The 23,811-nt window shown below is 38.5% G+C and carries 18 protein-coding genes and 1 pseudogene; 13 read left to right on the forward strand and 6 right to left on the reverse strand.

Annotated features, from left to right (window positions below; genetic code table 11):
* Window positions 1–178: 178 nt before the first annotated feature.
* Both JOC48_RS20520 and JOC48_RS20525 read right to left on the reverse strand, forming a co-directional pair.
* Window positions 179–1,276 carry an ABC transporter ATP-binding protein gene (locus JOC48_RS20520; RefSeq protein WP_204502287.1) on the reverse strand — a complete coding sequence of 366 codons (1,098 nt, stop codon included), beginning with the start codon at window positions 1,274–1,276 and terminating at the stop codon, window positions 179–181.
* Window positions 1,277–1,654: 378 nt separating this feature from the next.
* Window positions 1,655–2,218: a glycerol-3-phosphate responsive antiterminator gene (locus JOC48_RS20525; protein ID WP_204502288.1), complete on the reverse strand. Its 564-nt coding sequence runs from the start codon at window positions 2,216–2,218 to the stop codon at window positions 1,655–1,657.
* 339 nt (window positions 2,219–2,557) lie between these two features.
* Between JOC48_RS20525 and JOC48_RS20530 the strand changes: the two genes are divergently transcribed.
* The 5 genes from JOC48_RS20530 (at window position 2,558) to JOC48_RS20550 (ending at window position 7,303) form a co-directional block, all read left to right on the forward strand.
* Window positions 2,558–3,370 carry an HAD-IIA family hydrolase gene (locus tag JOC48_RS20530; protein ID WP_204502289.1) on the forward strand — a complete coding sequence of 271 codons (813 nt, stop codon included), beginning with the start codon at window positions 2,558–2,560 and terminating at the stop codon, window positions 3,368–3,370.
* A 5-nt stretch (window positions 3,371–3,375) separates the two neighbouring features.
* A complete protein-coding gene (locus tag JOC48_RS20535) occupies window positions 3,376–4,164 on the forward strand; it encodes an endonuclease/exonuclease/phosphatase family protein (RefSeq protein ID WP_204502290.1) in 789 nt (262 codons plus the stop codon).
* Between the two features lie 14 nt (window positions 4,165–4,178).
* Entirely contained in the window at window positions 4,179–5,468 is a 1,290-nt protein-coding gene (locus tag JOC48_RS20540) for an ABC transporter substrate-binding protein (RefSeq protein ID WP_204502291.1), read from the forward strand.
* Between the two features lie 180 nt (window positions 5,469–5,648).
* On the forward strand, window positions 5,649–6,482 hold the full coding sequence (locus JOC48_RS20545) for a carbohydrate ABC transporter permease (RefSeq protein ID WP_204502301.1): 834 nt from the start codon (window positions 5,649–5,651) through the stop codon (window positions 6,480–6,482).
* Entirely contained in the window at window positions 6,479–7,303 is an 825-nt protein-coding gene (locus tag JOC48_RS20550) for an ABC transporter permease subunit (RefSeq protein WP_204502302.1), read from the forward strand. Before JOC48_RS20545 ends, JOC48_RS20550 begins: the two co-directional genes overlap by 4 nt.
* 109 nt (window positions 7,304–7,412) lie before the next feature.
* Here JOC48_RS20550 and JOC48_RS20555 read toward each other — a convergent pair whose 3' ends face one another.
* The 4 genes from JOC48_RS20555 to JOC48_RS20570 all read right to left on the reverse strand — a co-directional run bounded on the left by JOC48_RS20555 (window position 7,413) and on the right by JOC48_RS20570 (window position 12,613).
* On the reverse strand, window positions 7,413–9,251 hold the full coding sequence (locus JOC48_RS20555; protein WP_204502292.1) for an ABC transporter ATP-binding protein: 1,839 nt from the start codon (window positions 9,249–9,251) through the stop codon (window positions 7,413–7,415).
* Complete coding sequence (locus JOC48_RS20560; RefSeq protein WP_204502293.1) at window positions 9,248–11,005, reverse strand: ABC transporter ATP-binding protein; 1,758 nt, start codon at window positions 11,003–11,005, stop codon at window positions 9,248–9,250. The genes JOC48_RS20555 and JOC48_RS20560 overlap by 4 nt, the downstream gene beginning before the upstream one ends.
* Window positions 11,006–11,285: 280 nt before the next feature.
* The gene (locus tag JOC48_RS20565; RefSeq protein ID WP_204502294.1) at window positions 11,286–12,143 is read right to left on the reverse strand and encodes an AraC family transcriptional regulator; all 858 of its coding nucleotides are present in this window, start codon (window positions 12,141–12,143) and stop codon (window positions 11,286–11,288) included.
* Between the two features lie 269 nt (window positions 12,144–12,412).
* Window positions 12,413–12,613, reverse strand: a complete 201-nt coding sequence (locus JOC48_RS20570; RefSeq protein WP_204502295.1) for a hypothetical protein — start codon at window positions 12,611–12,613, stop codon at window positions 12,413–12,415.
* Window positions 12,614–12,825: 212 nt separating this feature from the next.
* Here JOC48_RS20570 and JOC48_RS20575 point away from each other — a divergent pair, with 212 nt between their 5' ends.
* The 8 genes and pseudogenes from JOC48_RS20575 to JOC48_RS20610 all read left to right on the forward strand — a co-directional run bounded on the left by JOC48_RS20575 (window position 12,826) and on the right by JOC48_RS20610 (window position 23,634).
* Window positions 12,826–12,957, forward strand: a complete 132-nt coding sequence (locus JOC48_RS20575) for a YuzL family protein (RefSeq protein ID WP_204502296.1) — start codon at window positions 12,826–12,828, stop codon at window positions 12,955–12,957.
* Between the two features lie 487 nt (window positions 12,958–13,444).
* A pseudogene (locus JOC48_RS21815) lies at window positions 13,445–15,810 on the forward strand (polyprenyl synthetase family protein).
* 57 nt (window positions 15,811–15,867) lie between these two features.
* Window positions 15,868–16,473 carry a DedA family protein gene (locus JOC48_RS20585; RefSeq protein WP_204502297.1) on the forward strand — a complete coding sequence of 202 codons (606 nt, stop codon included), beginning with the start codon at window positions 15,868–15,870 and terminating at the stop codon, window positions 16,471–16,473.
* Window positions 16,474–16,641: 168 nt separating this feature from the next.
* Window positions 16,642–17,217, forward strand: a complete 576-nt coding sequence (locus JOC48_RS20590; RefSeq protein ID WP_239584515.1) for a hypothetical protein — start codon at window positions 16,642–16,644, stop codon at window positions 17,215–17,217.
* A gap of 201 nt (window positions 17,218–17,418) precedes the next feature.
* Complete coding sequence (locus JOC48_RS20595; protein WP_204502298.1) at window positions 17,419–17,835, forward strand: Rrf2 family transcriptional regulator; 417 nt, start codon at window positions 17,419–17,421, stop codon at window positions 17,833–17,835.
* A gap of 96 nt (window positions 17,836–17,931) precedes the next feature.
* Window positions 17,932–18,795, forward strand: a complete 864-nt coding sequence (locus tag JOC48_RS20600) for an SDR family oxidoreductase (RefSeq protein WP_204502299.1) — start codon at window positions 17,932–17,934, stop codon at window positions 18,793–18,795.
* Window positions 18,796–19,293: 498 nt separating this feature from the next.
* Complete coding sequence (locus JOC48_RS20605; protein WP_204502300.1) at window positions 19,294–22,809, forward strand: endo-1,4-beta-xylanase; 3,516 nt, start codon at window positions 19,294–19,296, stop codon at window positions 22,807–22,809.
* Between the two features lie 198 nt (window positions 22,810–23,007).
* The gene (locus tag JOC48_RS20610; protein WP_204502304.1) at window positions 23,008–23,634 is read left to right on the forward strand and encodes a spore coat protein; all 627 of its coding nucleotides are present in this window, start codon (window positions 23,008–23,010) and stop codon (window positions 23,632–23,634) included.
* The last annotated feature ends 177 nt before the right edge of the window (window positions 23,635–23,811 follow it).

Consider the following 23,811-nt stretch of genomic DNA (forward strand, 5'->3'; position numbering starts at 1 on the left):
TAGGATCATCAGCTCCAGTTCAATATAAAAGTAAATTGGCAGCATGACCCCAAACCTTATGTGTCTACTTGACAGGGGTAAGCTTACTGACCCCTCTTATGGACACTTGGCCACTGTGGGAGGACAAATAGGCAGAGGGACACGGGACCTGACCCCGTGTCCCGCCTTAACTTCGGGCTTATTGGATTCTTAATTCTGTGTCTAAATCAAAAAAGTGTGTTTTTGTCATATCAAATGCTAAATCTGTTTTTTCTCCTTCAGTTATTTCCGGCCTTGCATCGACTCGTGCAATAAAGCTTTGGTCATTTATCGATGAATAAAGGTATGTTTCTGCTCCAAGTAATTCAGCAACTTCAATTTTACTACTGATTTTTGCATCTGATTCGTTAACATATTCAGGATTATCATGAATATCTTCTGGACGAATTCCTAGTATTATTTCTTTATTGTTATAACCTTGTTCAATAAGTTGCTTCCAGGTATTTTCAGGTAATTTGATAGAAATAGATGTATCTAAATGAACATAGCCACCTGAAAGTTTCCCCTTAAAAAAGTTCATAGCTGGAGAACCAATAAACCCTGCTACAAATACATTGTCAGGTCTATCGTACACTTCTTTTGGTGATCCAACTTGTTGAATAACTCCATCTTTCATTACAACTAAACGACTAGCCATTGTCATTGCTTCTGTTTGATCGTGGGTAACATAAATGGTTGTTGTTTGAAGTCGTTGGTGTAATTTTTGAATTTCGGTACGCATTTGCACACGGAGTTTTGCATCCAAATTAGATAAAGGCTCGTCCATTAAGAATACTTTTGCATCACGAACAATTGCTCTTCCAAGTGCAACACGTTGTCTTTGCCCACCAGATAATGCTTTAGGCTTACGGTTAAGATAAGCTTCTAATCCAAGAATCGTAGCTGCTTCATTCACTTTAGCATCTATTTCTTTTTTAGAAACTTTCCGTAATTTTAATCCAAAAGCCATATTGTTATAAACGTCCATGTGTGGATATAAGGCATAATTTTGAAACACCATTGCAATATCTCTATCCTTTGGCGCAACATCATTGACACGTTTGTCATCAAGTACTAAGTCACCATCAGTAATATCTTCTAATCCAGCAATCATTCTGAGAGTCGTTGATTTTCCGCAACCAGATGGGCCGACAAACACGATGAATTCCTTGTCTCCAATGTCTAGATTAAAGTTAGATACTGCTGTCACATCTTTATCATATTTCTTTTCAATATTAGCTAAACTCAGTTTCGCCATTGAGTACCCTCCCTTACTATTTGGGTAACATGTTAGATGAAATAGACTTGGATTAAAATGTACACAATGCATAAAGTACTTTGCTTACTTTGTTCTAAGTGAACGAATCTGCAATATGTAACATTCTTGTAAAGGATCGCTAATCAGCATAAAATTCTGATATAACGCGACTTTGTTTTATGATCATATTTCGTTGGTTTACATGTCTTTTATAATATAAAGTATTTTTTACACTGTATTAAACCTAAGTTAATAAAAATAGTGTATAAGGACAGATAAATTGGAGAGGGGTTAGAAATGGGAAATTAAAGTTCAGAGACAGGTCACTCGTCTCAACTAATTAAATGGTGTGACAGTGGACCTGTCCCCATGTCCGCTCTAATATAGACTATTCCACATGCCTTCTTTACTCATTGAAACGCCGTCAGCTCCAGCTTTTAGTGCTTTTTCTATTTGCTTTTCATTCCAAATTAATCCGCCAAGAATGATCGGTTGCTCAATTTCCTTTTTTAGTATTTTAACAATCTGCGGTGCGATACCAGGCATTACTTCGACGGCATCTGGTTTGTTTTCTTTAATATTACGAATAGCCAATTTTAATGAATTTGTATCGATGAGAAAAACACGCATAATCGTTAGAAAATTTTCCTTTTTTGCTGCTCTGATCATATGATTCTTCGTAGTTACAATTCCAGCAGGTTTTATTGTACTCGCTAAAAAACGGAATGCTTCTTTGTCATTATTTAATCCCTTCATCAAATCAGTGTGAATGAACAATGGCTTGGAAAGCTTTTCATTGTCTTTAAAATGGTCAATGAAAAAGGAAAGCGTACCATTCATTAATATAATAAAACTAACATTGGAGTTTAAAGCATTTTCTAGATTTTCAGGAGGAGCAGCAGCAATAAGTCTGTTATTCTTTAATAAAGTTGCAATTTCCAAAAAAACTCCCTCTTTTCTTATAATTGGTATGATCACTTTCTTAGAATGTAACACATAACTCATTGCAAAAAAGAAGCCAACTGAGAAATTTACAAACCCTTTATATTTAATTAACACATAGTTAATAATTGGTTGTTATTGTAATAGACAAGGAAACAAAATAATAATCAACTTCACTTGGGTTGAGTTAAATGAGAAAGCCCTTCATGAAGTGATAGCTTAAATTCGGTCCACATCTGTCTATGATGTAGATTCTATTTCGCTATGACTTTATGGAGGGTTTTTCTAATTGCAAAAAATCCACTAGTAGAAGTTATGTTGCATGAGGAGGTTTTAAAGTTGTTGGATGACATCCATGCTTACTTATTTGATCTTGATGGAACCCTGTATGTAGAAAACAAACCTCTGCCAGGGTCCAAAGAAACAATGGATCAGCTTAGAGGCAATGGTAAGCAGTTATTATTTATTACGAATACATCTACCTGGACACGTGAAGCTGTTCAACAACGTTTGAAGATGATGAATATTACTGCTGAATTACAAGAAATTATTACATCGATCTACCTTTCAGCTCTTTATATTAAGAACAATTATTCAAATCCGAGAGTAATGGTGATAGGTGGTTATGCTGCGATGCATGAGTTAGAGTCACAAAAAATACCAATCACATTTGATGAAAAGGATGCAACACATGTACTGGTGGCTATGGACAAGCAGTTTACGTATGAAAAGTTAGACAAAGGGATGAAAGCTATTAGAAATGGAGCTATTTTTATCGGTACAAATATTGATCCTTTTTGCCCTATTCAAGATAGTTTTGAACCAGACACGGGCTCTTTAATTAAAGCATTTGAGACAGCTAGTAATGTTCCTGCAAAAATTATTGGGAAGCCATCCAAATATTATATTGAATTTATTTTGAACCTTCTTGATATGGACCCTAAACAATGTGTAGTTGTTGGAGACAAGTTGGAAACAGATATATTGTTTGGGAATGACATGGGGATGAAAACGGTCTTGGTGTTAAGTGGGGTAACCAATGAGACAGATGTAATCCAGTCATCTATTCGACCTGATGTAATTATTGAGAATGTTGGACAATTACTGGAATTGCACGAAAAGTCAGAGGAAATTCCATTGAAAGGGAGTTGAAGGCAATGAAAGTGATGACATTTAATCTAAGAATTCCAGTTGAAGCGGATGGCAGCAACCAATGGAAATATCGAAAGGATGCTGCAGCAAGTGTGATAAAATCATCCAACGCTTCCGTTATTGGTGTACAAGAAGCCCGGTATGAAATGCTACAGGAGATTACGGAACGCGCTCCGGATTTGAAGTGGGTTGGGGAAGGAAGAAGAGGAGGTATGGACGATGAATTATCTGCCATATTCTTTGACCCTAAACGAGTAACTTTGTTAGAGCACGAAACGTTTTGGTTATCAGAAACACCGAGCATTCCGGGGAGTCAATCATGGGATTCCCATTTACCCAGAATTTGTACACGTGCAAGCTTCCAGTTAGTAGATGAGCCAAGTCGAGAATTTATTGTATTTAATACGCACTTGGATCACATTGGTGAACAAGCAAGAATCAAAGGTTTACAAGTTATTTTAAACCATATAGAAGGCAGTAATTTAACAGGAAAACAAGCTATGGTATTAATGGGAGATTTTAATGCAGAGCCAACTAACCCTGCAATCGCCCAATTAAATAAAGAAGATTCACCATTTATAAACAGCTTCCAATACTTCCATGAAAGAGGAATAGAAGCAGGTAACACATTTCATAACTTTGAGGGGGGAATGCACGGAAAAACAATCGATTATATTTTTGTGACGAATCATTTTCTTGTGGAAAAAACAGAAATAATTAGAGAAAAAGTAGATGGTCTTTTTCCATCAGATCATTATCCAGTGCAAGCAATCTTAAATTTCATTGATAAGTAAAGGGAGGATTTATTATGTTCAATAATAAAAAGTTTTTATCTATTCTATTAGCTGCAGTATTTGCTGTACTAGTACTTGCAGGATGTAATTCAGAGGTAGGGAATGCATCTAATGACAGTGCAAACAATGAAGAAACAGATTCATCTAGTAATGAAGGAGAAGTTGTAGAGCTGGAATTATTCTCTACTAAAACAGAGAACCCAGAAACATATCAAAGATTAGTAGACAAATTTGAAGCGGAAAATCCGAATATTAAAGTGGAAGTAGTATCACAACCTGATTCATTAACTGTACTGAAAACAAGGTTAACAAAAAATGACCTTCCTGACATTATTGCCACGGGCGGGAATCCAACTTTTGGAGAGCTAGGACGAGCAGGCGTACTAAAAGATTTCACAGATTCACCACTCGTTGATGATATTAATGAAGGATTCTTATATCAAGTAAAAGATATAGTAAGCTATGATGAAGAGAACGTTTATGGTATTCCTTATGCAGGTAATGCGGTTGGTGTACTTTATAATAAAGCAAAATTTAAAGAACTAGGGCTAGAAATTCCAACTACTTGGGATGAATTTATCGAAGTAGCAGATAAAATTGAAGCTGCCGGAGAAGTACCGTTCTACCACACGTGGAAAGACGCTTGGACGATTACTGTTCCTTGGAATGATCTAGTAATTAACATTGCTGGTGATGACTTTGCACAAAGCAAAACAGAGGGAGAAGCAACATTTATTGATCGTTATAGTGAGGTAGCAGATAAGATGCTAACGCTTCGTGATTACAGCCACAATGATGTATTTGGTAAATCTTATGCTGACGGAAACCAAGCATTTGCTAACGGAGAAAGTGTGATGTACTTGCAAGGTAACTTCGCTGTGCCAGCAATCAAAGAGTTTAATCCTGATATTGAATTAGGAATGTTCACATTACCTGCGCTTAATGATGCAGATGAAAACATGTTTGTTGCCAGTGTAGATGTATTATTTACAATGCCAAAGGACGCAGAACACCCAGAGGAAACAATGAAATTCATTGAATTTATGTACGAAGAAGAAAATGCAACACAATATATGGAAGAGCAATTCGCAATCTCTGCAATGAACAACGTAACTTATATTGATCCAATTATGGAGCCATTAAAAGATAAACTAGCTGAAGGTAAGATTCGTCAAGCACCAACACATTACTATCCAGCAGGGTTCCCGGCTGCACAGTCTATCCAAGAATTCTTAATCGACGGAGATAAAGACGCATTCTTAAAGAAAATGGATAAAGATTGGGACGCTGCAGTAGCTAACTAAAGTTATTTTCCTATTATAGTTGAAAAGAGCCATACTCCCTCCACCTGCAATGGTTATAATGTTTTTCCCCCTAGTTACGAACTGTTGTAGACCTGGAGGGGGCAGGCTCTTATATATATTATTTTCAATGTCAAAGGAAGGAGTTGGGTTTCTGTGGCCAAAAAACATACGTTTTATGTTATGACCATTCCTGCTATGGTACTTTTCTTTTTATTTCAAACTTACCCAACGATACAAGGGATTTTCTACAGTTTTACAAATTGGAAAGGCTATGGGGATTGGGAATTTGTAGGTCTGGATAATTTCCTTCGATTCTTTCGAGATGATCGAACGCAACACGCCTATAGTTTTACCTTTGGTTATTCTATTCTATCTACCATCTTGGTAAACGTGATTAGCCTGTTTGTTGCGCTCGGGTTAAATGCGAAAATTAAATTTCAGAAGACACTTCGGGCAATTTACTTTCTGCCAAATATTTTAAGTGTGTTAATCATAGGGTTCATTTTCGGATTTATTTTTTCTCATGTTATTCCAGAGTTAGGTGCCAGCTTAGGAATTGGTTTGCTAGAAAAAAATATATTAGGAAATCCAAACCTGGCATGGATCGGCATTGTACTAGTCGCTGTTTGGCAAGCCGTTGCGTTTAATACCATTTTATATTTAGCTGGATTACAAACGGTACCAATGGAGTTATATGAAGCAGCAAGAATTGATGGAGCATCCAGATGGATTGAATTTTGGAAGATTACTTTCCCGCTAATTGCTCCTTTCTTTACGATTAATGTTGTAGTAGCAATGCGGGAATTTTTAATGGCTTTTGATCATATCGTTGCACTTACAAACGGTGGACCAGGTACTTCAACGGAGACTATCTCTTTATTGATTTATCGCGGAGCTTTCCAGGACGGTGATTTTGCTTATCAATCTGCCAATGCGGTTCTTTACTTAATAGCAATTGTACTCATTTCGGTCCTGCAAATTTACTTTCTTCAAAAGAGGGAGGTTGAGTTATAGTGAATATAAAAAAAACGAATTGGCCAATTACGATTTTATTGTGTATAGGTGCACTTACGATTATTTTTCCACTATATTTAACATTTGTCATCGCTGTGAAAACACCTGTTGAAATGGCGCAATCGATTTGGGCATTTCCAAAGGTTTTTCATTTTGAGAATTTTATAAAGGCTATTGAAATGACTAATTTCTTTAATGCTTTTAAAAATAGTGCAATAGTTACAATATTCTCTGTTGTTTTAACCGTACTAACAAACTCGATGGTTGCATACGCGATTGCGAGAAACATGCACTTACGCTTTTTTAAATTTTTATACTACTATTTCGTTAGTGCACTCTTTATTCCTTTTCCAATTCTCATGCTTCCTTTAGTAAAACAAATGAGTAGTTGGGGACTAGATAATGTAGTAGGATTAATATTTTTATATGTTGTATTTGGTTTAGCTTTTAATGTGTTCTTATATGTCGGTTATATCAAATCCATTCCTAAGGAGTTAGAAGAAGCTGCAATTATGGACGGTGCCAGCACGTGGAAGATCTTTTGGAAGGTTATTTTCCCGCTGCTTTCACCAATGAATGCAACAATCGCTATACTTACTTGTTTAAAAGCATGGAACGATTTCTTATTGCCATTAATTATTTTAGTAGATAAAGACGATGCGACCTTGCCGTTAGTGCAATACGTATTTCAATCGGAATTTAGTGCCAATTATAATTTAGCTTTTGCTTCTTATTTAATGGCACTATTGCCCATGATCATCGTGTATTTATTTGCACAAAAATGGATTATCGGAGGCTTAACAAGAGGCGCAGTGAAGTAACAGGATGCAATCCCTAATTTGGGAAGCGTCCTGTTTTTTGTTTGGGACAAGGGGAAAGCTCCCTCTGCCTATTTGTCCTCCCACAGTGGACAAGTGTCCATAAGAGGGGTCAGACCCCTTTATCCTCTTCCAAAAATCGGTTTTGTACTTTAACTAAATTTGCATAAACCCCATTCTTCGCCATTAGCAATTCATGATTGCCAATTTCAACGATTTCTCCATGGTCAAGCACGACAATTTTGTCTGCGTTTTGAATCGTAGATAATCGGTGGGCGACGATGAAGGAAGTGCGGTTATTGATCAGTTCTTTCATCCCTTTTTGTATCTTTACTTCCGTCTCTGTATCAATACTGGAAGTCGCTTCATCAAGAATCAATATTTTCGGTTCGGCTAGGAGCGCTCGTGCGAACGAAATCAGTTGTCGTTGGCCCACAGAAAGCATTCTTCCACGTTCTTCTACCTCGGTTTGATACCCATATGGCAGCTGCATGATAAAGGAATCTGCATGAACGGCTTTGGCAGCGGCGATTACTTCTTCATCTGTTGCATCTAAACGACCGTACCTGATGTTATCCATAATCGTTCCGGAAAATAAAAACGAATCCTGCATGACGAGACTAATATTTTCCCTTAAGCTGGCGTTCGTTACTTTGGTAATATCCTGATGATCAATCAAGATTCTGCCAGAACTAGGGTCATAGAAGCGGCACAATAGATTGACAACGGTTGTTTTTCCTGATCCGGTATGGCCGACCAATGCCACTGTCTCTCCGGCATCGACATGCAACGAGAATTCCTTTAAAGCTACACGGTCTTTTTCATAGGCAAATTGCACCTGATCGAACGTGACTTTTCCTTGATTAACAACTAACGGTTTAGCATCCGGCATTTCCTTAATATGTGGCTTTTCATCCATAAACTCAAAGATTCGTTCCGATGAAGCCATTGCCCTTAACAATTGATTATAAATATTTCCAAGACGAGAAATTGGCTCCCAGAAGTTCCCGATATAACTTGCAAACGCAACGATAATCCCAATTGATATTTCACCAGCTTGTAATAAATGCGCGCCGTACCAAAACAGGGCTGCCGTCCCAACGGCACCTGTCACTTCAACAAATGGCGGTAACAGAGAGCTTAATCTAGTAGATTGGTAAAGTGCATTCGTGTTTCGCTGGTTCATTCCTTTAAAGTACTTAATATTTTCCTTTTCCTGCACAAATGTCTGTGTCTCGCGGATCCCTTGAATAGCCTCATTATAATGGGAATTCATCCGTGACTGAATCAGCCTGACACGCTGCCATCCTTTGCGAATTTTGCGCCTCATTTTCGTGGATAGTAAAACCATAATCGGTAAGACGATCATGACGGCTATCGTTAGTTTCACATTTAAAATGAACAGCATGGAAATAATCCCAAACAGCATAATCAGATCCATAACGATATTGATTAAACCATTGGTAAATAATTCTTGTAAACTATTTACATCATTGTTTAAGCGAACAATGATCGAGCCTTCTGTCCGCTTATCAAAAAAGCGAAACGAAAGATTCTCCACATGGTTAAACAGCTTTTTTCGGAGGTCAAAAACAACATTTTGCCCCAAAATGGTTGTAAAGCGTATCCTTAACATATTAAAGAAACCTTGCAAAATATATAAAATGGCGATCGTGATAATTAATGTTGTTAATAGGTTTACATTCTGTGGACGCAGGGCATAGTCTACCGCATATCCAATTAAAAAAGGAACAGCTAATTTTACCGCGGTACTTAGCAGTAAAGAAAGAATGGCAACAGGGAGATACGTCCACCGATACGGCTTTACATAGTGTAGGAGTCGAACCATGATCCGCCAGTTAAAGGGTTTTTCAATGGCACGATCATCTGGATAAACAAAGCGGTCTCTCTTGTTTTGTTGCTGACTGATTGCACTCGAACTCATACTCATAACGCCCTACTCCTTCTTCTCAAGTTTTCTGTTTGGCTTGCATGTTGCACATCGTATGTTTTACGATAGATGCCATTTTGTTGAAGAAGTTCCTGGTGGGTGCCTCGCTCCACAATTTTCCCTTTATCTAGCACGATAATCTCATCGGCATTTTTTAAAGAAGAAATTCGGTGTGCGATGATAAATGTTGATTGGTTGGTCATCATGGACTTGAGATTTGATAAAATGTGGTACTCGGTCTCCATATCTAAGGCGCTCGTGGCATCATCTAGAACTAAAACTTCAGGATTCACTAACAGAGCTCTAGCAATGGCAATGCGCTGCTTTTGTCCTCCAGATAATCCAAGTCCGCGTTCTCCGACTATCGTGTCATAACCCTGAGGCAGTTCGGAAATAAACTCATGTGCATCCGCTAATTTTGCGGAATCAATGATTTTTTCCATGGATGCGTAGGGATCACCGTACCGAATATTATCTAGAATACTTGCCGAAAAGATAAATGGCTCTTGCATGACGATACCAAATTCTCTCCTTAGTTTAGAAAGATGCAGTTGTCTAGTGTCATTTCCGTTCACATGGACAGCACCCTCCGTTGTATCATAGGCACGAAACAATAATTGAATAATACTTGATTTTCCTGATCCGGTAGCACCAAGCACGCCTATTGTTTTGCCTGGTGAAACATCTAGATTAATATCGGAGAGTGTATCTTTTCTAGTTTGATACCCAAAGGATACATCCTTAAAGTTAATCTCAGTCTTATTATTTTGTTGGTAAACAGGTTCCTGAGGAGAAAGAATATCTTCCGGTGTTTCTAAAAGTTCATTTAAACGTTCCGCAGAAGTAACCGATTGCATAAAATTATTGATCGTAAAACCAAGGTCGGTTAATGGGTTCACGATTAACCAAATTAAACTAAAAAAGGCTACTAAAGCACCAAGGGAGAGTTCTTCATTCAAAACAAGGAAACCACCATATCCTAACAAGATGACAATGCATGAACCGCCGAGCATTTCCATGACAGGAAAATATCTAGACCAAATGCGAGAACTATCTAAGTGCGCTTGTTTAAATTCATCATTCCTGTGGTAAAACTTACTCTCTTCGAATGCTTCATGGCCAAATGATTTAACCGTCCGAATGCCCATAATGTTCTCCTGAATGCCAGTATTTAAATCGGCGACACTTTTTCTAATCGTACGAAAGGAAGGGCGCACGACTTTCTGGAATCGATAGGCAACAGCAATCAATAAGCCCAAGACAATAAATGTTACAGCGGTTAATTTAACGCTATAAAACGCCATCACCGACAAACCTGCAATAAATGTCAAGAAAATTCGTGTTAACTTTACCATTCCCCCAGATAAAAAATTTCGAATCTTTTCAACGTCACCAGTTAGGCGTGCCATTAAATCCCCAGTCTTTGCGCGGCTGTAATAGCCCAAGGATAGATATTGGAGCTTTTGGTATAGGGAGTTCCGCAAATCGTACACCGTGTTAATTCCTAACTGATGGCCCATGTAGGAAGAAAGAAACTGAAAAGCTCCTTTTAAAATGGCAACAACGATTACTGCTAGTGCCACATACGGAACAAGTTCATACTGTTCCTTTAAAATGACATCATCGACAAGGTATTTAAGTAGAAGGGGAGCAAGTACCCCCATCCCTGTCATGGCTACTAAGAAAAGCATCGATAAAATGAAATAGCGTTTGTAAGGTAAAAAAAACGACTTTATTTTTAAAAAGTCCTTCATGTAAGAAAAAACCTCCAACTATTATTTTTTTAAAAAAGCTAATTCGGTGGACATTCTTGCTTTAATGAACCTCCTTCGAAAGCAGGAAAATTTGTTGTAAGCCTTATTGTACTGCTAACACAAGCCCTCAACCATGCATAGAGTGACCTTTTTCCATGGATTATATTGCTATGGGTTAGGTGATTGTACTTTTAATTAGAGTAGGATTGGAAGGAAGAAGCGTGGCTTTTCTTAGCTAAAAAAACAAAAAAAAAAACGGGCTTCCCCCGTATGTAGTAACTTATTTATTTTCTGCAAAAGGTGTATTTGTGTTGGAAAATTCGGAAGGGGAAATGCCTACATGCTTTTTGAAGATGCGACTAAAGTAAAATTCATCTTTATATCCAACAGCATTGGCAATTTCTTTCAGCTTATAATCAGAAAGGGAAAATAGTTCTTTGGCTCGACCAATTCGTAGCTGCGTTAAATATTCGATTGGACTATATCCCGTGTATTTTTTAAATAGCCTTGAATAATGACTTTTACTAATACCTGCTATGGACGAAAGATCTTCCAAAGATAAGCATCCACTAAAATGATTAACCATGTAATCAATCGTCATATCGATTGCTGCTGTTGTATTACCTGCGACCTTTTGTGCTCTAAAATCCCGAGCAATGTCAAGCCACAAATCCAGAAACAGGATTGTCTTTCTCATCGAAGCCATATGACCTTTTCTTTTCCATAAATGATACAATTGTTCAAACATTTGCAGAATGTGTGGGACGTTTTGAATCGTGTAGCTTCCTTGTATGGGAAACGGAACTTCATCACTCGACCTGCTTATCCAATTCCCTTTCTCTTTGTACATTTGAACGTAAGAGAACCGGACAAAGTAGTGCTCGAGTGGCTGATCAGAGATTACTCTTCTCTCAATAATCATACCTGGCACGATAACAAAAAGCTTACCTGGCTCAGCAATGTAGCTTTTACCGTCGATAATTATCTCGCCTTTACCTTTTGAAAACAGCCATAATGTGTAAAATTTTTGTTTTCTTTGCGGTTTGTACCACCCAGACTCATAGACAGGATTTCCAACCAAATCAATCGAAAACACTAATTGATTTAATTGCGCAATCATACCAACTGGCTTTAACAAGTATAGAACCTCCTTCTGGGACATGGGGACAGGTCCCTTGTCCCAGGTATCCACTGTTTTGGCAAGGTTCCTGTCCTTTTTGCTGTTTGCTAACTGGTAAGTGGGCAAGGCATTAACAAGATAGGTGAGAGGACACCAGGGAGGTATAGCTTATAAAAGGTATTATTTCGTATTGTGTTAGCTTTTTTGGAAGTGTTACTTAGGTGAGTGAGGTAAGGAGCAAAGTTGAATTTTTTGTGATAGCCATGTCCACAGACATACTGGTAGCTTTATGCACTAATTGTCTCTTGGCTGTCTGTTTCAGAATAAACTGGATCATTTAAAGGAATCCCTTTTCTATTCATAACGGAGATGATTAAACCTAATTCGTAATATGTAGATTTCGTAATGATTCCTTTTTCAATATTTTTATTAATTTCGTTATAGAAAGCAATCAACACATCGATAGGTAACTCTTCATAAAATTTCATGATATACACCCTCTCATTAATTATTATTGTTAGTAATTATAATATATCACAAATTGTAAGCGTTTTCAAATATCAATTGATTCACGTTTCGTATAAAATTTTATAGCAAAAAATTTATCGACATAAAACGACGAAATTCAGGTGGTGACAGACACCGATTAGCTACATAACTAAATTATTTTAAGGAACACTATAATTGGGAGGTGAGTAGGGTGTCAAAAAGAAAAGTTAATCCATCAACAATTGGTTTGGGTTCATCGGAAACAGAAGGGCAAGGAACGACAAGAAGGGAAATTGGAAGTAAAAAGGCTGATTCTTCTAGAAAGAAGCAGAAGCGTTCTTAAGGTTAAGTGTTCTTAAGTTAAGTAAGAAATCTTTCATTTTTTTTCCTATTATTTCTCCTTAGTGTATTCAATTTCTTCCTTTTTCACGTTGTCTGTGGTATGTATTCTACGTATATGTTTACAGATACTTTTTTCTGTGCAGAAAGGGTCTTTTCCCTTTCTTTTTTTTTATTTTGCTTTTTTCTTCCTGTTCTTCCGTTAGCTTTGCGATAACTTCACGCGTAATAATAAAATGTTTACCCCAATTTCCTCTTTCATCTTGTTAATATAGATTCATATTGTTTTTATTAGCTTTGAAAGAAAATAACCACCACTTTCGAGTACATAATTGGTCTTCGTTAGTTTTTTTATAATAATGATGTATATTAGAAGCATATGTAATAAAATACACGATTAAATGAAACGCTTAGGTTAGCTTGGGATATTTACTTCATTAATTGGTGTTCCAAGGAATATTAATAAGCTTTAAGTAGAGGTAATGTAACATATGGATGATAAATTAATAAAAAATGCCGATGCAGTCTATCGAATCGCCGAGCAAAAGGCTGAACATTATTTAAAAACGCTTCATAAGCAAGTCTCAGAAAAGACCTTTGTCACTACTTTAATGAAAGATATTGAATCCTGGAAACACAATCATATCCATCGTCCTTCATTATTTCCTTTTTTGTTACGTAGAAAGAGACAAAAAACAACTCCTAGTGATTATCATCATTATATCCAATGGTTGGATGCGACTGATAAACTCGATCATTATTTGGATCGAAGCATTTCCTATATCTATATGCGGGATTTGGGCAAGCCCCTGGACACAGCAGAGACAAAAGTCAGTGTCCAGCGTGCCGTTGACAGTTTAAAAAGGTATTTGAAAAACAATCGTAAAGAGCAAACGGATATGTTTAGTATGTCAAAACTGTATCGCTGGGCTCAGAAGGAAAATATTGAGGCTACCGTGATCTGGGTGGTAAACAAACTAAAGATTGTATCCGATCATATTCCATACGGGATGGATGCAGAGCAAGCAAAGCGAAAAGTTATGAAAATTATTGCTGGGGTTATCATGCACGTGATGGAAGAAATGGACGATTGCTTATCTCCTAAACAACGAGCGAAGCAGCTCGATGTAGCGATCAGGCTAGGTTATTCCTATGGTCTGACCTATCCGTTTATTGACGATCTTTTGGATGCAAACATCTTATCGGATGAAGAAGAAAGACGATATACCGATTTAATCAGAACGACGCTTATTACGGGAGCGGTACCGGAGTTGGGTGATTGGACGGGAGATAATGCTGACTTGATTAGATTCATTCATACGGAGCTGCGGGAAGCGTTTGAGTATATTCAAGTACATCAGAAACAAGAAACGAAGAAAAAATTTTTCGAGCAAAGTTATTTGTTTTTTCAATCGCAGGAACTGGATCGCAAAAAGGACCTAGCTAATCCAAATTACAAAAATGAAGAACTTTTTATCCCAATTATCCTAAAATCTGCTGCCTCCCGGATGATTGCTCGTTCATTAATTAGTGCCCCAACGGATGAAGGTTTTGACAACAGAACATTCTACTATGGAATTTATAACCAGCTTGCAGATGATTTTGCGGATATGTTTGATGACTTAGAGGAAGGTGCAGTAACACCATATACCTATTACATGACCTATCATGAAAAACGCTCAGATCTTATTAACCCTTTTGAGTTATACTGGACGGTTATCTCTCACTTGATCCATAACGTCTATCATTCAGATCATAAAACACGTGAGGTGGGGCAATAAATGGTTTGAAACGATTTAAAGAAAAAAAGGGAACCAATACATATAAAGAAGTAATGGAGCTATTTGCGTCAGGGATACCTGCATTCAATCGGGTCATTCATACGTTGGTGAAAAAGACAGATGATGTCGATTTCTTTGATAAACTGCTTCGGGATCAAATGATAGCTGAATTGAAAAAGGAACGAAAAGAGCAAGACGCAATTCTAGATACGGTTGAAACTGCGCGCAGTGAAATCAACGACGTGTTAAAGGTTGAAAAAAATGTTCACGACCCTCTAATGACAGAGCCCATAACCGATGCTGCCAATTATAGTTTAGCAGGAGATGGGAAAAGGTTGCGGCCGGTAATGGCATGGATCATGGGTGTGAACGGATATGGTTTAGATCGTTCGGCGATTGTGCCACTATTGCGGTCTTTGGAATATATGCATACTGCCTCCTTAATCTTTGATGATTTGCCCTCCCAAGATAATGCTTCGCTGCGTAGGGGGAAAACAACCGTCCATCAGGTGTACAATGTTGCCATAGCGGAAATAACCGGGCTCTTTTTGACACAGAAAGCTGTAGAAGAACAAGCATCCTTAAATACGTTCGATACAAAAACGGTGCTTCAAGTCATTCAATATTCAGCTCAAAAGACAACGGATTTATGCAAGGGGCAAGTAATGGACTTGGATAATAAAGGAAAGCCATTGACATTGGAACAATTGCGTGCAATTAGTCATAAAAAAACCGGGATTGCATTGGAAGCTTCCCTGCTCATGCCTGCTATCCTTGCTAATGCTAGTGAGTTAGAGAGGAAAGTCTTGAAAAAATTTGCCTACCATGCTGGAATTATGTTTCAGGTGAAGGATGATTTGCTTGATGTAGAAGGCGATCAGATAAAACTCGGAAAAGCGATTGGAAAAGATGCTGATAATAACAACTCGACGTTTGTGTCGGTGCTAGGTACGGATGGTGCGAGGGAAGAAATGTGGGATCATTATTGTCATGCTTTAGAAGCAATTCAACAAACTCCACACCACACTATCGTCCTTAAACACTTATTAAATTATATGATCCACCGTGATCACTAAGAGTTAAAGGGCTAGTCCCATGCGCCCATCACTAATAATGTGAAGGATGAAGAAAATATGGAGCATTGGTTAATGGATATGATGGAACAATACGGCTATCTTGGAATTGTCTTTTTGGTCGCTTTAGAAAATGTTTTTCCACCGATACCTTCAGAAGTTATATTAACCTTTGGTGGATTTTTGACAACGACATCAAGTCTAACGATTGTCGGTGTTGTTCTTTCATCCACAGCAGGCTCTGTTATTGGAGCCATTATTTTATATGCTATTGGTTTACAGCTAGATGTGGATAGGGTTGAGCGAATTGTTAGCAAGTGGGGGCACATACTTCGGGTAACGAAAAAGGATGTTTACCGAGCGGATGGTTGGTTCACTAAGTATGGAGCTTGGACCGTTTTCTTCTGCCGTTTCGTTCCAGTGGTTCGTAGTTTAATTTCGATTCCAGCAGGTATGTCAAAGATGCCGATGGGTTTATTTCTTCTATTAACCACATTGGGAACGCTGATTTGGAATACGATTCTTGTGTTCTTAGGTGCATCAGTGGGAGAATCGTGGGATGTGATTATTCATTATACAGATCGGTATCAAGATATACTTGAGGCTATTATAGTGGTTTTATTTATACTATGGCTAATTAAAATTGTTAAAAAAGGAAGACGATAAAGTAGCTTTGGGACGAGGGGACAGGTCCCTTGTCCCAAGGAGAATCCAGCAAATCTACGCGAGGTTGTGAAGAGGAGTACTTAAACTCTCGAATCAGGATTTTAAATAACAGCTAGTTAGTAACCTTATGATTTTTTCTTCGTCTATTTAATGAGGTGATTTTTATATATGAGAAACATAATTATAGTAGGAACTTTAATTTTAACATTTTTTTTAGCCAGTTGTGGTTCAGCACAAGAAAATAATTCGCTTACAGCAGAATTAGATGAATTCACCGTGTTAAATACGACAGACGAAGAAACAGAGGGCGATTTTATTTACCGTATTGTTACTGAAAAAGGGGAGTATCGTAACAATGAAACAGTAAATATATACTCTGAATTGGAGTATATTGGAGATAAAGAAGGGGTGACTATTTATCACGCTGCTTCACCGTTTAATTTCCCGATGGTTGAAAAAACACGAGGGTTTGAGATTGGTTATCCTATGAATGAGCCGCTGAGAAATACTACGCTTATAAAAGGGGAGCCACTTCGTGAAGAGTATGGGAGAAGCGGTGGATATGGCTCCCAGGATGAGAGCGATTATGTTGAATTTATGACAAGCTTTTTAAATGACGGTTTTCTTCCAGGCTATTATGTTGTGATTGGCTATGTGGATTTTTATGTTGAAAACAAGGAAGACGATAAAAAAGATTATAGGATAAAAGGGAAGATTGACTTTAAAGTGACAGAGAACAATTAGGATTTTTCAATGGGAAAGGGGAACAGACTCCCACCGTGTATTGCAGAGCTAATGGCGGTTTTGAGTGGGACAGTGGACCTGTCCCCGTGTCACTCATAAACGCTTTTTCTAACTAAAGAAAGCAAAGTAAACGAACATTAATCAACGGAATTGACTTACTTAATAGATATAACTATAATGGTTACAACGGTGGTGGTTCATTTGAAGCAAATAAGCACTCGCTTTTCTATTGCTGTTCATACCCTTTCCTTAATTGCAGTCAGTTCAGACGATTGTACTGGGGACTTTATTGCAGATAGCGTAAATACGAATCCAGTCATCATTCGAAGAATTATGGGAATGTTGAAGAAGGCGGGGTTATTGGAAGTACGTCCCGGAGTAGGAGGTGCTTCTTTACTTAAGAGTCCTGAGAAAATTACTCTTCTTGATATTTATCGGGCTGTGAATGTAACGGAAGAGAACAAATTATTTCGTATTCACGATGACCCTAATGTTCGATGCCCAGTTGGACGGAATATTGAGTTGGTTCTACAATCCGAATTGAAAGAAGCTCAGTCCGCTATGGAACAAAGGTTGGCACAAACGAATTTGAGCCAACTGACAACAAGGTTCAAATAAATGAGAGCTCTTTAAGAGCTTTTATTTTATATTTATGTTATAACCAAATAGGTTATAACTATAAGTGTTACAACGAAAAATAAGGAGGAATATGTGATGAAATTGTTAGTAACAGGTGCAACAGGAAAATTGGGATCAAAAGTTGTGGAGACTTTATTAAAGACTGTACCGGCAAATCAATTGGTTGTAAGTGTGCGTAACCCAGAGAAAGCGGAAGGATTACGAGCTCGTGGAGTAGAAGTTCGCCAAGGAGATTTTGACCACCCAGAAACATTGGATTCTGCATTCGCAGGTATTGACAGGCTTTTAATTATCTCTACCGATGGAGACAATGAAACAAGAATTAATCAGCATGCTAATGCGGTAGCTGCTGCAGAGCATGCAGAAGTTAAATTTATTGCTTATACGAGCATAGCAAACGCTAAAGAAAGCGAAAACTTCCTAGCTCCTACGCATAAGGTAACAGAAGAAGCTATTTTAAAAACAGGCATTCCTTATTCTTTCTTACGTAATAACTGGTACATGGAAAACGAAATCTCAAGTATAAAGGGTGTACTAGCAGGAGCACCATGGGTCACATCAGCAGGAAATGGAAAAGTAGGTTGGGCATTACAAGAAGATTATGCGGAGGCTGCAGCAGTAGTACTGTCTGGCAGTGGGCACAAAAACACAATCTACGAGTTATCCGGAAAGTTACTGACTCAGGAAGAAATTGCAACTGCACTTGGCACTGTATTGGGTAAAGAAGTTCCTGTAAAGCAAGTGGATGATGCTACCTATGCTGATATTATGAAAGATGCTGGCGTACCAGAATTCCTCATTCCTTTTCTTGTTGACATCCAGAAAAGCATTCGGGCAGGTTCACTAGCAGTTGAGAGCAACGATTTTGAAAAGCTTCTTGGTCGTCCTGCGACGCTAGTTAGTGAGGGGTTAACTCAGATCGTTAAAGGTATCTCTTAAAACATTATAATTGATAGTGGAATGATTCATCGTTTTAAATCACGCATTTGATTATTAAATATAAATGCCAAATCATTTTTACTCAATGCATACGCTTTTTGGTCTATGGTTATGAATAATTCCTTTCGTTGACGATGATCAGTTCATACGATCGGTGAAAGTGAAGAGGAGATATTAAAGAATTGGCTATCAAAAAAGAATTAACAAAGTAACGATGAAAAAGGGAATTAATAAAAATCACCTACAACTTGTAGGTGATTTTTCATTTGTGGGACAAAGCTCAAAAAGGGGTCAGACCCCTCTTGTGGACAGTTGTCCACTGTGGGAGGACAGTTAACTACCAATATATGTTTAATTTATGAAGGATAATCTTTAGTTTTTATAGTTAATTTTTTTTGGATGACAAGCTAGAATTATAGAGTGAGAGGAGTTAAGTTCTTACTTATTGTAAGCGCTTTACTAGTTATACCAAAATTTATTAAAGGGGGAATGTAACGAATGAGTAGGAAGTTTCAAAGATTTATTTTATTACTTCTTGTAGTCCTTTTGGTGGTCCCGCAAAGCTGGATTACCCCGGTTGTAGAAGCCGAAACCAACGAAGATATTCCAGTTTTTCTTTATCATCGAATTGTCGACAACCCTTCCAATGAGTGGACGGATACGAGCATTGAAACGTTTGGGCAGACTATGAAGTACCTTCATGACAATGGCTATCACACTTTGTCTGCAGAACAATATGTAAGTATCATGGAAGGAAAAGAGACGGCACCTGAAAATCCAATTCTACTGACTTTTGACGATGCTACTCCTGACTTTATTGAAAATGCTCTTCCAATATTGGAGCAATATGACATGAACGCTGTTTTGTTTGTCGTAAGTGACTGGATAGACGGCGATTACAGCATGTCTGAAGATGAGCTGGAAAGTTTAGTGGATAAGGAAAATGTCAGTCTACAAAACCATTCCAAAGATCACGACGCTGAAATTTGGGGGAGTGATGGTAGTAAGCGAAGTGAAATAACGAAGGAACAAGCGGAGGAACAAATTTCACAAGCAAATGAATATCTTAAAAGTATCACAGGTAATGACCCGGTTCTGATGGCGTATCCTTATGGCAGTTATAATGATGCTGCAAAAGAAGTGAATCAAGAAAATGGTATTAAATACGCATTTAAAGTTGGATACCCAGATGGTGATGCTTATGCTATGGGACGTCATTATGTAACAGATCAGAATCTGACTCAAATCGCGGAAATGATTGGTGGACCGGCACCTGATTCGGAACTAGCACCTGAAAGTATCACCTATGATTTTGAAGATGAAGCCGATCTTGCTGATTGGGTAAAACGAGGGAACCCAACTCTAGAACTAACGGAAGAAGAAGCACAAACAGGCAGTAAGAGTTTAAAAGTAAGTAATCGAGACGCAGGATATGCAGGTCCGGCCCTTGTTTTAAATGATAAATTGGAGTCAGGTGCAACGTATGAAATAACTGCATATGCGAAGCGGACAGAAACAACAGCAGGTCAAACAATTGTAATGGGAGAAGATCCAACTTATTCATGGCTAGGCAATGCATCTGTTGAACATACAGAATGGGTAGAACTGAAAACAACAGACTACTCGATAGCAGCTGACGCAGGTGAAACGAAATTATATTTTGAAATATACAATGGTGATCAAAACAATACAGAGGATTTTTATATTGATAAGGTAGTCATTACGATGACTTCACCGGCATCTGGAGAGGGTGACGAGCCAGAGGAAGAAAGAGATCCTGCTCTAGAATTCACAACAGTTACTTTTGAAGATCAAACAACAGGAGGCTTTGAAGGAAGAGCAGGTACGGAAACGCTGACCGTAACCGATGAAACGAACCATACCGAGGCCGGTTCTTACGCTTTGAAAGTGGAGGACAGATCCAATACTTGGCATGGTCCAGCACTGCGTGTAGAAAAATATGTTGATAAGGGACATGAATATAAAATTTCAGCCTGGGTTAAGTTGATTTCACCAGAAAGCTCACAGATTCAGCTATCCACACAGGTTGGTGAGGGTGATGGTGCTAGTTACAATAACCTTCAAGGCAAAACAATTAGCACGGAAGACGGCTGGATTCAGTTAGAGGGAATTTACCGTTATAGCAGTGTAGGCGACGAATTTTTGACTATTTATGTGGAAAGCTCAAACAATAGTACAGCTTCTTTCTATATTGATGATATCAGCTTTGAGCCTACTGGTTCAGGAACGGTTGAAGTCCAAGAAGATTTAACACCAATAAAAGATGTGTATGAAGACTATTTCTTAATTGGTAACGCGGTTTCAGCTAAAGAATTCGAAGGCAATCGACTGGAGCTTCTCAACCTGCATCACAATCTCGTTACAGCAGAGAATGCAATGAAACCAGGTTATGCATTTAATGATCAAAGAGAATTTGATTTTACTGCAGAAGATGCGCTTGTCGAAAAAGCTTTAGCAGAAGGTCTGAAAATTCATGGGCACGTGCTCGTTTGGCACCAGCAGTCCGCAGACTGGCAGCATTCGGATGAAAATGGTGATCCTTTAAGTCGAGAGGAAGCACTTACAAACTTAAGGACCCACGTTAAAACAGCCGTTGAGCATTTCGGCGATAACGTGATTTCATGGGACGTGGTCAATGAAGCGATGAACGATAACCCGCCGAACCCGTCCGATTGGAAAGCATCGTTACGTCAATCTGGTTGGTACAAAGCGATTGGAGAGGACTATGTAGAGCAAGCTTTCCGTGCCGCTAAAGAGGTTATTGATGAAAATGGCTGGGATATCAAGCTTTATTATAATGATTACAATGATGATAATCAGAACAAAGCGGAAGCCATTTATCAGATGGTGAAAGAAATCAATGAGAATTATGCAGCAGATAATGATGGAGATCTTCTAATTGACGGCATAGGCATGCAAGGACATTACCATTTAGATACGAATCCGGAAAATGTAAGGCGTTCTTTGGAAAAATTTATCTCCCTAGGTGTAGAAGTAGGCGTGACTGAGCTTGACATTAGGGCTGGAGATAACAATGAGCTTACCGAGGAGCAAGCGAACGCGCAAGGTTATTTATACGCGCAATTGTTTAAGCTTTACAAAGAACACGCTGACAACATCTCTCGTGTCACATTCTGGGGACTGAATGACGCGTCGAGCTGGAGAGCTGCCCAAAGTCCATTGCTGTTCGATAAAGACTTGCAAGCAAAACCGGCATACTACGCGGTGATAGATCCTGATACATTTATTGCAGAACATGAGCCAGAGGAGAAAGAGGTTAATCAAGGAACGGCTTCATTTGGAACTCCTGAAATTGATGGGACGATCGATGATATATGGAGCGACGTAACGGAGCTACCGATTAATCGATACCAGATGGCTTGGCAGGGAGCAGACGGTGTGGCCAAGGTCCTTTGGGATAATGAAAACTTATACGCATTGATTCAGGTAAGCGACTCGGAGCTTGACAAATCAAGTCAAAATCCATGGGAGCAGGATTCGATTGAAGTCTTCGTAGACGAGAACAATGTAAAGACATCGTTCTACCAAGACGATGACGGACAATATAGAGTAAACTTTGACAATGAAACTACCTTCAATCCTGAAAGCATTGCAGATGGGTTCGAATCTGCAACCCATGTATCGGGTAATGGCTATACAGTTGAAGTGAAGATCCCGTTCAGATCGATTACTCCAGAAAACAATACTCAGATCGGTTTTGACGTACAGATTAATGACGGTCAAGATGGTGCCCGTCAAAGTGCTGCCACATGGAATGACACAACTGGTAATGGATATCAGGACACATCTGTGTTCGGTGTCTTGACGCTTGAAAAATCAACCGATTCAAAACCGGAACACAAAAAAACTACAGCAGATGAAGAGCATCAACTACCTAACACTGCTACAAATACATTCAATTATCTGTTAGCAGGATTAATTTTGATAATCGCTGGAACCATATTCTTCATCATGAATAGAAGAAGAGCATAACTAGAATCCAAATGAATCTCTTGGGACGAGGGGACAGGTCCCTTGTCCCACCGTGTATTGCAGAGATAATGGTGTTTTTGAGTGGGACAGAGGACCTGTCCCCGTGTCCCTCCAGGCGCCTAGTATAAAAGTCGCTATAGAGGAGAGTCTATACTTGAATCTGAAATATAGGAGGTCACTATTGTGCCAAATCAAAATATGCAGAATCAAAACCAGATGCAAAGCGGTGCGCAGATGCCACAGAATATGGGGAACCAAACAATTAGCCATAACCATGGTGCTCATGAGATGATGGACACACATGAATTACTTGGAGGTTTAATTGGTGCGTTGGAACAGTATCAACTGTATAACCAACATATTCAGGATCAAGAGCTAAAAGATATCTTACAACGTCAAACTTCTTTTATGACGCAATTGTACAATACGATGGTAGAAAGCTTTCAAACTGGCCAAGATCCAACAGTTCCAACACAGCAGTATAACATGCAGCAAAGCAACGAGGTTACTTATGGAGTACAAGCTGGACAGCCGAAAAAACCAAAGCAGTCTGTCAGCGAATTTACGGATGAATGTTTTTCTTCATTTATGTTAGGTCATACTAAAGGCCTTGCTTCTTCGCTTACAATGGCAGCTGTAGAGATGAACCATCCAGTGTTGCGTCGTATCTTGGCAGATAGTGTACCGAACATGATTGAAATGAGTTATGAACTATTCCTTTATCAAAACAAACATGGTTATTATCAAGTGCCACAACTAAATCCTCAGGATATGAACGTTATGGTACAAGCTTATACGAAAGCCCCACAACAAGGAATGCATTAAGTGGGACAGAGGGATGGGACAGAGGGACAGGTCCCTCGTCCCGCTTTGTTTGTAATTTAACCAGATTTGAGTGGGACAGTGGACCTGTCCGAGATCACTGAAAAAGTCACCTTTTTTTAGCTAACTTTTAACTCTTCATCCGAATCGGAGCTAAAGTTATTCGATTTTGAAAAAATT

It is taken from the genome of Aquibacillus albus, from assembly GCF_016908325.1.
Taxonomy (GTDB): domain Bacteria; phylum Bacillota; class Bacilli; order Bacillales; family Amphibacillaceae; genus Aquibacillus_A; species Aquibacillus_A albus.